Origin of the sequence: Rhodococcus phenolicus, from assembly GCF_001646785.1 — a bacterium.
GTDB classification, from domain to species: Bacteria; Actinomycetota; Actinomycetes; order Mycobacteriales; family Mycobacteriaceae; genus Rhodococcus; species Rhodococcus phenolicus.
Window position 1 is genome coordinate 45,739 of record NZ_LRRH01000092.1, and the last position, 14,464, is coordinate 60,202.

The window sequence follows — 14,464 nt, forward strand, 5'->3', positions numbered from 1 at the left end:
ACGAGGAAGGAGGTGGTCTGGACAATGAGTGAATGTCGGACACGTGAGGTGGCTGCCGGCTAGCCGCTGTCGCCGACGACGGTATTCACCGACCGCGCGCGCGGCTGGCGAATCCCAGGTAGTCACCCGGCCCCCGAGCCCCCGGTCCGTCCGGCCGGGACCCGTGAGGGAGTGGATGCGTCCGCCCTCGCCGGTACGGCTCGGGGGCCGCTTGCCGTCCACGGGCGGCGCGGTTCCACAGGTGGTTCGGTCTACCTGCCGATTCAGCCCATGTGCCGCGACAACCGCGCCGAGAGGCGCGGCTTCAGATCGCCGTCCGCGGCGACGCGTTCCTCGACGTACGCGAGGTCGCCGCCTTCGATGATCCCGTAGAGACGCTTCGCACCGCCGACGACCTCACCGGACTGGCTGCGAATCACCACGTCCGTCGCGATCTCCCACGACGACTGGGTCAGGGCCGTTCCGTAGTAGAGCTCGACGACACCGGAGCTGTGGCTGATCAGCAGCTCGAGCGTTTCGGGGTCTTCGCTGCCGGCGGTGTCCTGGCCGGCCACCCGCCAGAAGCCGCTCTCGCGGCGATCGGGCGCGGTGTAGCCGCCGTTCTCGTCGAGCCGCCAGGACCGCGATTCCCACACCAGATAGTCGCCGCCGTCGTGCGAGACGACGATCTGCTGACCGAACCGGTAGTCGCCGGTCTCGGGATCGTTGCCCTCGCCCTCACCGCGCCACACGCCGACCATGGGCAGCAGCGCCAGCAACGCGGGGTGCAGATCCGGTCCCAACCGCAGGTTGGCGGTGTCCTCGGGCAGCGGGAGCCCCGGCAGGACGGGAATGTTCAGGTCCGCGGTCGCCTTGGCGCGCTCGATGGCGTCGGCGACGGCCTTGTCCCCGCTGCCGCGAACGACACCGGGGTTGTCACCGTGTTCGGCCGTCACGACTCGTCGGCGACCAGGCGGTAGATGGTGTACAGCGTGAACCACGTGATGAGCAGCGCTGCCAGGACGAGAAGGACCTCGAAGAAAATGACCACGGGCACATCTTAGACCGCGTCCGGAGGGCACGAAAATCGACGGTCGGGATCGGTGCAACGAGGTCGACGGCCGCAGCGATTACTGTTCGTCCGATCCGGTCGCCTCGGCCGGCCCTCACGCATCTCCGGAGGTCGCGTGCGCCCGTTTCGCACCACAGTTCTCGCTGCAGCGGTGCTCGCTGCCCTGTCCCTGTCCGTACCGGTTGCCGCCGCGGTACCGGGCAGCGGATCGTCGCTGCCCGGGTCCGGGCCGCTCGTCCACCCCGACAACGCGGCGCTCGACTGCCCGGACCTGCTGATCGTCGCCGTCTCCGGTGCCACCGACTCGACCGCCGACCGGAATCCGGTCGAGGAGGAGACGCGGCAGGTGTGGTCCAACTGGGTCGGCAACGTCACCGTGCCCGCCGGCGAGGCGAACAGCAGGTATCCCGGTTCGGTGGGGTGGATGTACGTGCCCTATCCCGCCACCTACGGGCTCGGGTTGTTCGAGGACGTGCCGACCTACCAGGATTCGGTGGCGGCCGGGGTCGCCTCGACGAACCGCATCCTCGACGAACAGAAGACCCGCTGCGGGGACCGCACGCGGTTCGCGCTCGTCGGCTACAGCGTGGGCGGGGAGGTCGTCGAGCGGGTCGCCCGGGAACTCGGCCATCGCCCCGCCGACGCCCACGTGAGCCCCGACGACGTCGCCGGGGTCGTGCTGATCGGTGACCCCTACCGGCCGGCCGGGGTCGATTCGCTCGATACTCCGGGCCCCTCCGGCGGCGGTTTCATGTCGTCCGAACCCGCCGACTACGGTGCCCTCGCGGACCGCGTCCGGCACGCCTGCCGGCCCTACGACATCGCGTGCGACGCACCCGAGGAGATCGCGGTCCTCGAACTGGCACTCGGTGTTCTCGGGCAGATGCGGTTCACCCTGGCGAATCCCCTCCAGACGATCACCGACGCCCAGCGGGTGGTGTCCACGATGGCGGCCCGTGCCGCCGCGCACATCGTCTCCGACGACGAGTGGTGGGAGTCCGACGAATCCGTGCTCGACGTCCTGCGGGCGGTGGCGGACCGAACGCGTCCGGTGCCGGACGCGGACCTCGGCCCCGACCGGCTCCGGGAACTCCTCGACTGGGCGGTGGGCCCGGGCATGCCGGTCGTTCAGGAGAAACTGCGCGCCGAGGGGGCCGGTTTCGTCGAGGACAACAGCGGCCTGGTCGAGCTCGTCCTGAAGCCGTACATCTTCCTCGCGTTCATCCAGCACATCGCGTACTGGAACAACAATCCGCACGATCCCTGGTATTGGGAGAGCGAGAAGATCGTGGACTGGATCGGCGTGCTCGCCCAGGAGGAGCGGGCGCGGAATTCCGCCGGCAACTGAGACGACATCGCGGAGGGCCCCGTTCCGAACCGGAACGGGGCCCTCCGCGTGGATGCGGTCGCTGCTACTTCGCGACGGTCACGTCGACGTTGTGCACACCGGCAGCGCTCGGGCTGACGGTGGAGTCGCCGTTGCCGGCGCTCGAGAGTGCACGGACCTTCCAGTCGCCGGGCGCGGCGAAGAAGCGGAAGTCGCCGGTCGCGGACGCGACGACCTCGGCGGTGAATTCACCGGTGCCGTCGAGCAGGCGCACGAAGGCACCACCGACGGGCTGTCCGTCGGCATCGAGGACGCGGCCGGTGATGACCGTCTCCTTCTCGACGTCGACGCCGGCAGGCAGGCTCTGGCTCTGAACGGGTGCTCCACACATGTTTCTTACGCTCCCAACTCGATCGGTGCGCCGACCAGCGAGCCGTATTCGACCCAGCTGCCGTCGTAGTTCTTGACGTTCTGCTTACCGAGGATCTCCTGCAGCACGAACCAGGTGTGGCTCGAGCGCTCGCCGATGCGGCAGTAGGCGATGGTCTCCTTGGAGTCGTCGAAACCCTTGTCCGCGTACAGCTTCGCGAGGTCCTCGTCGGACTTGAAGGTGCCGTCCTCGTTGGCGGTGGTGCTCCACGGGATGTTGATGGCGCCGGGGACGTGGCCGCGCTGCTGCGCCTGCTCCTGGGGGAGGTGCGCCGGAGCGAGGATCTTGCCGGAGTACTCGTCGGGGGAGCGCACGTCGACCAGGTTGGCCTTGCCGATCGCAGCGATCACGTCGTCGCGGAACGCGCGGATCGAGGTGTCCGGGGCCGAGGCCTTGTACTCGGTGGCGGGGCGGGTGACGGTGTCCTTCGACAGCTCACGGCCGTCGAGCTCCCACTTCTTGCGGCCGCCGTCGATGAGCTTGACGTCCTGGTGGCCGTACAGCTTGAAGTACCAGTAGGCGTAGGCCGCGAACCAGTTGTTGTTGCCGCCGTACAGGACCACGGTGTCGTCGTTGGCGACGCCCTTGGCGGACAGCAGCTCGGAGAACTGCTCCTGGTTCAGGAAGTCGCGGCGGACGCCGTCCTGCAGGTCCTTGCGCCAGTCGAGGCGGATCGCGCCGGCGATGTGGCCGCCGTCGTACGCGGAGGTGTCCTCGTCGACCTCGATGAAGACGGTCTTCGGCGCATTGAGGTTCTGCTCTGCCCAGTCGGCAGAGACCAGGACGTCGGAGCGAGCCATGGATTTTCCTTTCGGTGATGACACTGAGGAAGTCGTGGGGAGCGGTCAGGTGGACGCGGGACGCAGACGCGTGACCAGGGGATAGATCCGGCAACCGAGGCACAGGCCGAAGGCTGCGTTGAGCAGCGCGGCGAACAGTGCGAACCCGGCCGCGACGGACCCGATCACCGCGGCGCCGGAGAGGAAGCCGACGGTACCGACGGCGGCGAACACGAAACCGACGAGCTGCGCGAAACGCAGCGGCGGCACCGGTTCGGTCTCGGCCGGCGCACCGAGACGCGGCGCCACCAGCGCCGCGAACAGCCGGCCGTAGGGGCTGCGACGCGGCCCGAACGCCGCACCGAGTGCGAACACCACGGTCTGCACCGCGAGCAGCACGCCTGCTGCCAGGGTGGAGAACGTCGCGACGATCAGCACGACGACGAGGACTGCGGTCGTGACCCACGCGGCGAACCGGGGGCCGCGGACGTCGACCCGGTCGACGGTGCCGGATCGGGAAACTGAAACGGACATCAGGGTGCTCCTGCGGGAATCGAGGGCGCGCATGGCGGATCGAGGTGCCGGAAGCGGTCGGTGGACCGCGAGGCGATCACATCGTTGTGTCTGAAGCGACGTACCGAAGGGTGGTGGACGTCGGGGCCGAGGTGATCAGCAGGAACAACAACAGCCACCGAGGCGGCACAGATCGACTGCGCGGCGTCGGGTGAGCATCAGCTCTTGGCGGAAGTGCACGTCACGAAGTGTAGCGAAGTTCTCAGGAAAGAGAATCCCCAGGGCCGCGCAGCGGCACCAGCGCAGAAGTCAGGTCCGCGGCGTTCGGGACTCCCGAAACCCGGAACCGCTCCGCGCCGCTCGCGTCGAACAGGAACGTCGTCGGCAGCGACAGTACTCCGAGTTTCCTTGCCAGCTCCGGGTTTTCGTCGAGATCGACCTCGACGTCCCGGGGGAGCGGCAGGTCGTCGCCCGCGGCGGCGAAATTCTCGATCACCTGCGCGACGACGCGGCGCACCGCGCTGCACGGTCCGCACCACGGAGCGGAGAAGTGCAGAACGGTCGGTTCGGGGCCGGCGCCGATGCCGAGCGCGGAGAGCAACGGGTCCACCCCCGCTGCGCCGGGTTCGGCGGCGACCGCCCGCACGGTGCCGGATCGGGACCGCATCAGCGTGCCCACCACGAGGGCGGCAACGAGCACCACGAGCAGAACGATGATTCCGGTCACAGTCGCTGCACCGCCTCCAGGTCGATGACCGTGTCGCGGGCTTCGCCCTCGATGACGATCTGGGAGCCGCGCGCCTCCACCGACGTCGGGTACACGCCGAACGGCAGATCCTGAGGTTCGATCGTGGTGGTGAACAGGCCCAGCACGATCGGCTTCAGCGGTTCGGGCACCGTGTAGTCGGCCTCGCCCTCGGGTCCGAAATACAGATCTGACGCGACGATGCGGATGCTGTCGCCGTCGAGCACCAGGTCGGCCTGGACGCTCACCTGAGCGGAGACCGGTCCGACCGGGACGGTGCCGGTGAGCACGACGCCGCCCGCGGTGGTCGGACCCGAACCTCCGGATCCGCCGGTGCCGTCCGACTTGTTGGCCGGCGGTGCGGAAATCTGCAGGTCGGGGATGTTGTACAGCCTTCCGAGCTCGGTCGCGTCGATGCGGACCCTCCCGAAGAGCAGGTCCACCGGCACCGACCGGATCGACCCGTCGAGCAGTTCCGCGGCCGGGGCGTGCGCGCCGATCAGGTTCGCCTCGATGGTGATGTCGCCGAGCATGTCGCTGTGGACGCCCTGGGCGCGGATCTCGACGTTCTCGTAGTGGCCGTCGCGGGCCTGCACCAGGAACGGGAAGCCGTGGATGGTCACCGCGGGATCGGAGGTCAGGGCACCGCCGTCGCGCAGGGCCCGGGAGACCCGGTACTCGGACCACGCGGCAGCGCCGAAATCGACGAGCAGGGCGAGTCCGAGCAACACGACGAGGCCGAGGATCAGTTTGCGCACGCCCACCATTGTGACCGACGCGGCGAGGAGCCTCATTTGCGTGCTTACACGGTGGTAACAAAAGGGGCGTTAATCTGTAGCGCGTCGTTCATAAGCGAAAAAAGCGCTCGTGACACCAAGAATGGAGGCCCGGTGGAACTGCTCCTGCTGACCTCCGACCCCAACCCCGATGCGGTGTTGCCGTCCCTGTCGCTACTGGCGCATTCCGTCCGGCCTGCGCCGACCGAAGTGTCCTCCCTGCTGGAGGCGAGTTCGGCGGACATCGCGATCGTCGACGCCCGCACCGATCTGGCCGCGGCCCGAGGACTGTGCCGGTTGCTCGGCAGCACCGGTTCGGCGGTTCCCGTCGTCGCCGTGCTCACCGAGGGCGGGCTCGTGGCGGTCAACCCGGAGTGGGGTCTCGACGACATCCTGCTCACCACGACCGGCCCGGCCGAACTCGACGCGCGGCTGCGGTTGCTCCTCGGTCGTACCGGCGGCGCGGTCGCACCCGAGAACACCGGCAAGATCACGCTCGGTGAGCTCACCATCGACGAGGGCACCTACACCGCGCGGTTGCGCGGTCGCCCGCTCGACCTGACCTACAAGGAGTTCGAGCTCCTCAAATACCTCGCGCAGCACGCCGGCCGGGTGTTCACCCGGGCGCAGCTGCTGCAGGAGGTGTGGGGTTACGACTTCTTCGGTGGCACCCGCACCGTCGACGTCCACGTCCGGCGGCTTCGCGCCAAGCTCGGCCCCGAGTACGAGTCCCTGATCGGCACGGTCCGCAATGTCGGGTACAAGGCGGTCCGGCCCACCAGCAAGTCCGGTAAGGGCGGCGTCGCCACGGTCGAATTCGAGGACCCCGACACCGAGTTCGCGGACTAACCTCGGCGGGATGGAATTCGACACTCGACCGACCCCCGACGTGGCTGCCGCAGTGCGCGCGGTCCTCGATCGCGCGACCGCCGCCGACGGCACCGCACCCGTCTCGGAACAGGGCGTGCACTCGCTCGCCCGCGACGACGACGCCCGGCATGTCGTGGCGAGCATCGACGGTGAAGTCGCCGGCTGGGCGGTCCTGGTGCCCGGCCACGGTGAACACAGCGCGATGGCCGAGGTCGTCGTCGATCCCGGGCGCCGCGGCCGCGGGCTCGGCACGGAACTCGTCGAGGCCGCCCTGTCGGCCGGTGGCGACGACACCCGGGTGTGGGCCCACGGCGACCTGCCCGCGGCGCGCGCGGTCGCCGCGCGGCTCGGACTGACCGGCGTGCGGGAGCTGCTGCAGATGCGCCGATCCCTCACCGACCCGAAGCTGCCCGACGTCGAGGTGCCGGACGAGCTGCTGCTGCGCACCTATCGGGGCCCCGAGGACGACGCGGAACTGTTGCGCGTCAACGCGGCAGCGTTCGCATGGCACCCCGAGCAGGGCCGCTGGACCGAGCCCGACATCGCTGAGCGCCGCGCCGAAGCCTGGTTCGACCCGGCCGGGTTGTTCCTCGCGTTCGACCGCGACGACCCCGCACGGCTGCTCGGCTTCCATTGGACGAAGGTGCACGCCGCCACCGACACCGAACCGGCGCTCGGCGAGGTGTACGTGGTGGGGATCGACCCGGAGGCGCAGGGTCGTGGGCTGGGCAGGCTGCTCACGCTGGCGGGTCTGCACCACCTGCGCGACCGGGGCCTCGGCACGGTGCTGCTGTACGTGGAGGGCGACAACACCGCCGCGCTGAACACCTACGGCCGGCTCGGCTTCGACCGGTTCCACGTCGATGTCGCCTACGCTCGGGAGGCCGGCCGGACCGCGTGAGCGAGTACTGCGTGATTGCCGTCACCACGCCGAGTGAACGGACTGTGACCGATGTAATACACCCATCATGTATTCGGTGTCGGTTCACCTTCCGTTCACCGACGATCCCCTGAGCGGCCACTGTCCGCCTCTAACTTTCGCTACGGGTCGAGCCTTCGGCCCGGTACCGGAATCGACCGGTACCTGCACGGTCGCGAACTCCGGAGGAGAACAGGTGAACTTCAAGCGCAGTGGCGCCCTGCTCGGCGTGGTGGCCGCGGGTGCCCTCACTCTGGCCGCATGCGGAAGCGACAACAACGCCTCCGAGGTCGACGTCGACACGTCCGCCTCGACCGCGAGCTGCGAGGGTAAGCCGACGTTGTCGGCTGCCGGCTCGTCCGCGCAGAAGAACGCCATGGACACGTTCGTGTCCACGTACATCGCGGTGTGCTCGGCCAAGGGCGCGAACGTCAACGTCGCGTACAACCCGTCCGGCTCCGGTGACGGCCGCACCCAGTTCATCGCAAAGCAGATCGACTTCGCCGGCTCGGACTCCGCGATCAAGGACGAGCAGGCCGCCCAGGCCGCCGAGCGGTGCGCGGGCAACCCGGCGTGGAACCTGCCGCTCGTGTTCGGTCCGGTCGCGGTCGCCTACAACGTCGACGGTGTCGACAACCTGGTGCTCGACGCCGAGACCATCGCCAAGATCTTCAACGGCGGTATCACCAAGTGGAACGATCCGGCCATTGCCGCGCTCAACAGCGGTGCGACGCTGCCGGATACGCCCATCGCCGCGATCGTCCGCTCCGACTCGTCGGGCACCACCGACAACTTCCAGAAGTACCTCGAGACCGCGTCGGCCGGCGCGTGGACCACCGGTGCGGGCTCCGACTTCACCGGTGGAATCGGCGAGGGCGCGAAGGGATCCGCCGGTGTGGCGCAGGCCGTCGCGAGCACCCCGGGGTCGGTGACCTACGTCGAAAGTTCCTTCGCCACCCAGAACAATCTGAACGTCGCGCAGATCGACACCGGTTCCGGCCCGGTCGAACTCTCCGAGGAGAGCGCGGGCAAGGCCATCGAGGGCGCCGCGTTCGCCAGCACCGGCGGCGGCGACCTCACCCTCGACCTGTCCTCGATCTACGGCACCACCGAAGCCGGGGCCTACCCGCTGGTCCTCGCCACCTACGAGATCGTCTGCTCCGGCGGGTACGACGCCGACACCTCCGCGGCGGTCAAGTCGTTCCTCACCAGCGCCGCCAACGAGGGCCAGGAGGGCTTGTCCGAGCAGGGTTACGTCCCGCTGCCCGACTCCTTCAAGACCAAGCTGACCGAGTCGATCAACGCCATCGGCTGATCCGCCGCAGTGCGCCGACCGCCCGGAACTATATTCATGCCTACAGAGATTGCGAGCGCAGATGAGTGACGCGCCCACCACTTCGGCACCTCGCACCCCCGCCCACCCATCCGGGGGGGTGGGGGCGGGCGGTCCGCACGGCAGCACCCCGGAGGCCACGATTACAGATCCCCGCAACGGCGCCCGGAAGTCGGTGAGCAGGCCCGGCGACCGGATTTTCGGGTCGCTGGCCACCGGATCGGCCGTGTTCATCTCGCTGATCATCGGCGCCATCGCCGTGTTCCTGGTGTGGCGCGCGGTTCCGGCGCTGCAACGCAACACCGTCAACTTCCTCACCAGCCGTGAATGGGTCACCCAGGACATCGAGAAGATGGCCTTCGGCGTGCTCGACCTGTTCCAGGTCACGGTGCTGGTGTCGTTGTTCGCGCTGCTCCTGGCGATGCCGGTGGCGCTGGGCATCGCCATCTTCCTCACCTCGTACTGCCCGGACCGGATCAAGAAGCCGCTCGCGTACGTCATCGATCTGCTCGCCGCGGTGCCGTCGATCGTGTACGGCCTGTGGGGCCTGCTGGTGCTGGCACCGGCCATCCGCCCGTTCGCGCAGTGGCTCAACGACAACCTCGGCTGGTTCCCGCTGTTCGCCGACGGCTCCGGTTCCATCGTCGGCGGCGGCACCATCTTCACCGCAGGCATCGTGCTCGCCGTGATGATCCTGCCGACCATCGCCGCGGTCAGCCGCGAAGTGTTCGTGCAGACCCCCGTCGCGCACATCGAGGCCGCGCTCGCGCTCGGCGCCACCCGGTGGGAAGTCGTGCGGACCACCGTCATCCCGTTCGGCAAGTCCGGGTACATCAGCGGTTCGATGCTCGGCCTCGGGCGTGCGCTGGGCGAGACCATGGCGCTGTACATGATCCTGCGCACCACCTCGCAGGCGTTCTCGTGGTCGCTGTTCGACGGTGGCGCCACCATCGCGTCGAAGATCGCTCTCGGATACGCCGAGTTCAACAACGACATCCAGGCCGGTGCCTACATCGCCGCGGGTCTGGTCCTGTTCGTGCTCACCTTCGTGGTCAATGCCGCGGCCCGCATGGTGGTCGCCGGAAAGAAGGACTGACCCATGTCGACGACCGTTCTCGACTCGCCCGTCAAGGGGCCGACCTTCCGGGGTGTGGGTACCCGCCGCCGGCTGGCCGACTACACGGCCACCGTCCTGGTGACGCTCTCCGTCTTGGTCGCGCTGGTGCCGCTCGCATGGGTGCTGATCACGGTGATCTCGAAGGGCATGACCGCGCTGCTCTCGTCGACGTGGTTCACCCATTCGTTCAGCGGCCTGACCGCGTCGTCGATGGGTGGCGGTATCTACCACGCGCTCATCGGAACGCTGATGCAGGGCCTGGTGTGCGCGGTCATCTCCATCCCGCTCGGCGTGTTCGTCGCGATCTATCTCGTCGAGTACGCCGGCGGTTCGAAGCTCGCCCGGATCACGACGTTCATGGTCGACATCCTCAGCGGTGTGCCCTCGATCGTCGCCGCGCTGTTCATCTACGCGTTGTGGATCGCCACGTTCGGGTTCCCGAAGTCCGCGTTCGCGGTGTCGCTGGCGCTGGTGCTGCTCATGGTCCCGGTCGTCGTGCGCAACACCGAGGAGATGCTGCGCATCGTGCCGCAGGACCTGCGCGAGGCGTCGTACGCGCTCGGCGTTCCGAAGTGGAAGACGATCGCGCGCATCGTTCTTCCCACCGCGCTGCCCGGCATCATCACCGGCATCATGCTCGCGCTCGCCCGCGTCATGGGCGAGACCGCGCCGCTGCTGATCCTGGTCGGCTACGCGCCGTTCATCAACTTCAACCTGTTCGGCGGGGAGATGGGTTCACTGCCCGGCGTCATGGTCGCCGAGATGAACAACCCCACCGAGGCCGGATCGATGCGCATCTGGGGTGCAGCCCTGACCCTCATCCTGGTCATCGCGGTCCTGAACATCGCCGCCAAGCTCATCGGCCGCTTCTCGCAGGTCGGCACCGCGAAGTAGCCGTCATGCACTCACTCGACATCGATACACCAGTAGGGAGCCGGTAATGGCCAAGCGTCTGGATCTCAAGGACGTCAACATCTACTACGGCAAGTTCCATGCCGTGTCCGACGTGACCTTGTCGGTGCCCCCGCGCAACGTCACCGCCTTCATCGGCCCGTCCGGTTGTGGCAAGTCGACGGTGCTGCGGTCGCTGAACCGCATGCACGAGGTCACCCCCGGTGCCCGCGTCGAAGGGTCGGTGCTGCTCGACGGCGAGGACATCTACGACTCGTCCGTCGACCCGGTCGGTGTCCGTAAGACCATCGGCATGGTGTTCCAGCGGCCGAACCCGTTCCCCACCATGTCGATCCGCGACAACGTCGTCGCCGGCCTGAAACTGCAGGGCGTGCGGGACAAGAAGAAGCTCGACGAGATCGCCGAGCGGTCGCTTCGCGGCGCGAACCTGTGGAACGAGGTCAAGGACCGCCTCGACAAGCCGGGCGGCGGCCTGTCCGGTGGCCAGCAGCAGCGTCTGTGCATCGCCCGGGCGATCGCGGTGTCGCCCGACGTGCTGCTCATGGACGAGCCCTGCTCGGCGCTCGACCCGATCTCGACGCTCGCCATCGAGGATCTCATCACCGAGCTCAAGCGGGACTTCACGATCGTCATCGTCACCCACAACATGCAGCAGGCCGCGCGGGTGAGCGACCAGACGGCGTTCTTCAACCTCGAGGCCACCGGCAAGCCGGGCAGGCTCATCGAGATCGACGACACCGAGAAAATCTTCTCGAATCCGACGCAGAAGGCCACCGAGGACTACATCTCGGGCCGCTTCGGATAGGCGCCCACAGCACAATGGCCCGGCCGGAAACTCCGGCCGGGCCATTGTCGTCAGTGCTTCTTTCCGCGATCGCTACTGCTGGTCGGGGTACACCGTCAGGTGATCGACCTTCTTACGGAACGCGCGGAAGTCCTCGTCGGTCGGGAGCTTGCCGGTGACGAGGAAGACCACCCGGCGCCCGACCTCGACCGCGTGATCGGCGAACCGCTCGTAGAACCGGCCCAGCAGCGTCACGTCGACGGCGGCCGCGACCCCGTGATCCCAGTCCCGGTCCATCAGGACGGTGAACAGGTGACGGTGCAGATCGTCCATCGCCTCGTCCTCCTCGTGCAGCCGCGCCGCCCGCTCGGGGTCGCGGGTCTCGAGGATTTCCTTGGTGGCGGCACCGAGGGCCACCGCGATGCGGCCCATCTCGGCGAAGTAGCCGTTCACTTCCTCCGGGAGCACGTGGTTGGGGTGGCGCCGGCGGGTGGCCTTCGCCACGTGCAGGGCCAGTGCTCCCATCCGGTCGATGTCGGCGACGATCTGGATGGCACTCACAACGGCGCGCAGATCACCGGCGACCGGACCCTGGAGCGCGAGGAGCGCGAACGCCTTCTCCTCGCAGATCGCACTGAGGTCGGTGATCTTGTCGTGTTCACCGATGACGATCTCGGCCAGGGGCAGATCGGCATGGAGGAGGGCCTCGGTGGACCGTTCCATGGCGAGACCGGCCAGACCCGCCATCTCTCCCAGGAGATCGGCGAGCTCGGTCATCTGTTCGTTGTAAGCGACGCGCATAATCTCGCAGCCTACGGCGGTAAGAAAGCCACGTCACGAGCACCGGATGAATGCTCGGTGAACGACCGGCCCGGTGGTACCGGACGGCGGGCGATCAGCCGCAGGAGTCGTCGCCGGCGTTCGTCACCGCGAGGTCGCCGGGAAGTTCGATCTCACCCGCCGGGGCCTGCTCCACCCGCACCGGTTCGAGGAGCGTGCCGGGAAGCTGCGGTTCCGCGATCGTCCCGGCGAAGTCGGACCCGAGCACGAGTTCGACGATGCCGTCGCGGTCGGCCGAGGACGACAACTGCTGCAGCACCGCCCCGGGGATCATCGACGCGACCGTTGCGGCCTGGGCTTCCTGACCGGGGGTGAACCGCACGACGGTCTGCGAGCTGGTGCCGGAGTAGTTGCCGACGGCGTAGATGGAATAGCCGTACGCGCCGAGCGACTCCGCGGTCCGTGCGGCGAGACCGGCTTCCCCGGACGCGTTGGACACCTGCAGGGTGATGTACGTCGTGTCGACCGATTCCTGAGCGGGCAGCACCTCCGGGGCCGCGACCTGCGGTGCCGCCGCGGCACCGGCCGCGGAGTCGGCGGGCGCGGGTTCCTCGCGCTTCTCGCCGGGGAGCGGCTCGTCGTCGATGATGGCCTGGAAGATCGCCTTGATGTCGTCGAGGCGCGGGATCTCGTTGCCCCAGTCGTTGGTGCCGTCCGTCGGCACGGTCAGGAAGGTCACGGCGCCGGCGTCGACGTTCTGCAGCGACCGGCCGAGCTTGACCAGCGACTCGGTGTTGACGTTCTCCACGAAGGTGGCCTGGGTGAACGCGTTGATGAAGTTGTTGAGCTTGCCGGGATCGAGCAGCACCTTGTTGGACAGCGCGGACCGCAGCAGCGACGACAGGAACTTCTGCTGCCGGGCGATGCGGCCGTAGTCGCCGTTGCCCTCGGCTTCGACCTTTCGGGCTCGGACGTAGTCCAGGGATTGGCGGCCGTCGAGCATCTGCCGCCCGGCCGTCGGGAGGATGGTGCCCAGCTCGCCGTCGACCAGCGGCACGCTGGTGCACACCTCGACACCGCCGATGCCGTCGACCATCGACTCGAACCCGGCGAAGTCGATCCCGACGAAATGTCCGATCTTCAGGCCGGACATCTTCTGGATCACCTTCACCAGGCACTTCGGTCCGCCCAGCGCGTAGGTCGCATTGAGCTTGTCGCCGTCGGCGGCCGGATAGAGGTCGGACTCGTAGTCGCCGGTGACGCTGTCCCAGCCGCGGCACACCGGACGCTCCACGTCGAGGTCGCGGGGGAACGACACCGCGACGACCCGGCTGCGGTCGGCGGGAATGTTGACGAGGATGACGGTGTCGGCACGGGCGCCCTCGGCGTCCTCGACGGTGCCGGCGCCGATCGAGCCGCTGGCCCCGGCGCGGGTGTCGGTACCGACGATCAGATAGGTCTCGTCGCCGGTCTGCCCGACCGGGTCGACGATGTCGGTGGATTCGGTGTCCAGCGCGGCGATCTGCGAGAAGCCCGCTTCGGTGGACCGCACATACCCCCAGACGCCGCCGGTGCCGACCAGAGCCAGCACCGACGCGAACGCGACCACCGTCCGGCCCGCGAGCGCGAGCCGGGACCGGCGTCTGCGTTTGCTGAGGGCGAGACGGCTGAGCCCGGCGGTTTTCCCGGCCGGCTTCGGCGCCGCTCGTTGCGGCGCGTCCGAGTCGGTGGGCCCTTCCGGCTGCTCCGGAGTCCCGGAGGGTGCTCCCGCGTCCACGGCCTCGAGCTGCACGGTCGGCTCGTCGTCCGGGTCGACCGGGGTGCTGCGCGGACGCCGTGCCGGAGGCAACGTGGTCGCGGTGGCGCGGGGTTGTTCGGTGGCCGGGCGCGGTTCGACCGGCCGGGGTGGAGCGACGATCCGGGTCTGTTCGACGACCGGGAGTGGTTCCACGACGTGGGGCTGTTCCAGGACGCGGGGAGGTTCGGCGACCCGGGTCCGCTCGGCGGCGGATTCCGGTGGTGCGGGAGGCCCTGACCGGACGGGCGGCGGCGTGGACGCTGCGGGCCGCGAGGGCGTGACTCGGGCGGGCGGTACGGGCCGGGCGCGAGGCGCCGATCGCGCGGGGGG

16 protein-coding genes are annotated in these 14,464 nt (G+C 68.6%); 7 read left to right on the top strand and 9 right to left on the bottom strand.

Going from position 1 to position 14,464, the window contains the following annotated elements:
- Window positions 1-263: 263 nt before the first annotated feature.
- On the bottom strand, window positions 264-935 hold the full coding sequence (locus A8G15_RS23820; RefSeq protein ID WP_068165339.1) for a heme-binding beta-barrel domain-containing protein: 672 nt from the start codon (window positions 933-935) through the stop codon (window positions 264-266).
- 231 nt (window positions 936-1,166) lie between these two features.
- Between A8G15_RS23820 and A8G15_RS23825 the strand changes: the two genes are divergently transcribed.
- Window positions 1,167-2,399, top strand: a complete 1,233-nt coding sequence (locus A8G15_RS23825; protein ID WP_068165341.1) for a cutinase family protein — start codon at window positions 1,167-1,169, stop codon at window positions 2,397-2,399.
- Between the two features lie 64 nt (window positions 2,400-2,463).
- Here A8G15_RS23825 and A8G15_RS23830 read toward each other — a convergent pair whose 3' ends face one another.
- The 6 genes from A8G15_RS23830 to A8G15_RS23850 all read right to left on the bottom strand — a co-directional run bounded on the left by A8G15_RS23830 (window position 2,464) and on the right by A8G15_RS23850 (window position 5,603).
- Window positions 2,464-2,769, bottom strand: a complete 306-nt coding sequence (locus A8G15_RS23830; RefSeq protein ID WP_068165343.1) for a DUF1416 domain-containing protein — start codon at window positions 2,767-2,769, stop codon at window positions 2,464-2,466.
- 5 nt (window positions 2,770-2,774) lie between these two features.
- Window positions 2,775-3,608: a sulfurtransferase gene (locus A8G15_RS23835; RefSeq protein ID WP_068165345.1), complete on the bottom strand. Its 834-nt coding sequence runs from the start codon at window positions 3,606-3,608 to the stop codon at window positions 2,775-2,777.
- Between the two features lie 45 nt (window positions 3,609-3,653).
- Window positions 3,654-4,121, bottom strand: coding sequence for a DUF4395 domain-containing protein (locus A8G15_RS23840; protein WP_068165369.1), 468 nt, complete (start codon window positions 4,119-4,121; stop codon window positions 3,654-3,656).
- A gap of 135 nt (window positions 4,122-4,256) precedes the next feature.
- Window positions 4,257-4,340 carry a putative leader peptide gene (locus A8G15_RS32555; RefSeq protein WP_425415123.1) on the bottom strand — a complete coding sequence of 28 codons (84 nt, stop codon included), beginning with the start codon at window positions 4,338-4,340 and terminating at the stop codon, window positions 4,257-4,259.
- 22 nt (window positions 4,341-4,362) lie between these two features.
- Window positions 4,363-4,827: a thioredoxin family protein gene (locus tag A8G15_RS23845; protein ID WP_068165347.1), complete on the bottom strand. Its 465-nt coding sequence runs from the start codon at window positions 4,825-4,827 to the stop codon at window positions 4,363-4,365.
- Window positions 4,824-5,603: an LmeA family phospholipid-binding protein gene (locus A8G15_RS23850; RefSeq protein WP_082900124.1), complete on the bottom strand. Its 780-nt coding sequence runs from the start codon at window positions 5,601-5,603 to the stop codon at window positions 4,824-4,826. Before A8G15_RS23850 ends, A8G15_RS23845 begins: the two co-directional genes overlap by 4 nt.
- Window positions 5,604-5,735: 132 nt before the next feature.
- Here A8G15_RS23850 and A8G15_RS23855 point away from each other — a divergent pair, with 132 nt between their 5' ends.
- From A8G15_RS23855 to pstB, 6 genes are all read left to right on the top strand, one after another.
- Window positions 5,736-6,470: a winged helix-turn-helix transcriptional regulator gene (locus A8G15_RS23855; RefSeq protein ID WP_068165348.1), complete on the top strand. Its 735-nt coding sequence runs from the start codon at window positions 5,736-5,738 to the stop codon at window positions 6,468-6,470.
- A 10-nt stretch (window positions 6,471-6,480) separates the two neighbouring features.
- Window positions 6,481-7,392: a mycothiol synthase gene (mshD, locus tag A8G15_RS23860; protein WP_068165350.1), complete on the top strand. Its 912-nt coding sequence runs from the start codon at window positions 6,481-6,483 to the stop codon at window positions 7,390-7,392.
- Between the two features lie 214 nt (window positions 7,393-7,606).
- Window positions 7,607-8,725: a phosphate ABC transporter substrate-binding protein PstS gene (pstS, locus tag A8G15_RS23865; protein WP_068165352.1), complete on the top strand. Its 1,119-nt coding sequence runs from the start codon at window positions 7,607-7,609 to the stop codon at window positions 8,723-8,725.
- A 61-nt stretch (window positions 8,726-8,786) separates the two neighbouring features.
- A complete protein-coding gene (pstC, locus tag A8G15_RS23870) occupies window positions 8,787-9,839 on the top strand; it encodes a phosphate ABC transporter permease subunit PstC (protein ID WP_068165354.1) in 1,053 nt (350 codons plus the stop codon).
- Window positions 9,840-9,842: 3 nt separating this feature from the next.
- Window positions 9,843-10,754, top strand: a complete 912-nt coding sequence (gene pstA, locus A8G15_RS23875) for a phosphate ABC transporter permease PstA (RefSeq protein ID WP_068165356.1) — start codon at window positions 9,843-9,845, stop codon at window positions 10,752-10,754.
- 46 nt (window positions 10,755-10,800) lie between these two features.
- A complete protein-coding gene (pstB, locus tag A8G15_RS23880; protein WP_068165358.1) occupies window positions 10,801-11,577 on the top strand; it encodes a phosphate ABC transporter ATP-binding protein PstB in 777 nt (258 codons plus the stop codon).
- Window positions 11,578-11,649: 72 nt separating this feature from the next.
- Here pstB and phoU read toward each other — a convergent pair whose 3' ends face one another.
- Together phoU and A8G15_RS23890 are read right to left on the bottom strand one after the other, a co-directional pair.
- Complete coding sequence (gene phoU, locus A8G15_RS23885; RefSeq protein ID WP_068165360.1) at window positions 11,650-12,357, bottom strand: phosphate signaling complex protein PhoU; 708 nt, start codon at window positions 12,355-12,357, stop codon at window positions 11,650-11,652.
- A 94-nt stretch (window positions 12,358-12,451) separates the two neighbouring features.
- A partial coding sequence (locus A8G15_RS23890) for an LCP family protein (protein ID WP_425415122.1) occupies window positions 12,452-14,464 on the bottom strand: 2,013 nt, incomplete at its 5' end.

What these genes read in the sequence shown, in the direction of transcription:
- A8G15_RS23830 (WP_068165343.1), bottom strand. Translation starts at nt 2,769, where the DNA reads ATGTGTGGAGCACCCGTTCAGAGCCAGAGCCTGCCTGCCGGCGTCGAC.
- A8G15_RS23835 (WP_068165345.1), bottom strand. Translation starts at nt 3,608, where the DNA reads ATGGCTCGCTCCGACGTCCTGGTCTCTGCCGACTGGGCAGAGCAGAAC.
- A8G15_RS23840 (WP_068165369.1), bottom strand. Translation starts at nt 4,121, where the DNA reads ATGTCCGTTTCAGTTTCCCGATCCGGCACCGTCGACCGGGTCGACGTC.
- mshD (WP_068165350.1), top strand. Translation starts at nt 6,481, where the DNA reads ATGGAATTCGACACTCGACCGACCCCCGACGTGGCTGCCGCAGTGCGC.
- pstC (WP_068165354.1), top strand. Translation starts at nt 8,787, where the DNA reads ATGAGTGACGCGCCCACCACTTCGGCACCTCGCACCCCCGCCCACCCA.
- pstA (WP_068165356.1), top strand. Translation starts at nt 9,843, where the DNA reads ATGTCGACGACCGTTCTCGACTCGCCCGTCAAGGGGCCGACCTTCCGG.
- pstB (WP_068165358.1), top strand. Translation starts at nt 10,801, where the DNA reads ATGGCCAAGCGTCTGGATCTCAAGGACGTCAACATCTACTACGGCAAG.
- phoU (WP_068165360.1), bottom strand. Translation starts at nt 12,357, where the DNA reads ATGCGCGTCGCTTACAACGAACAGATGACCGAGCTCGCCGATCTCCTG.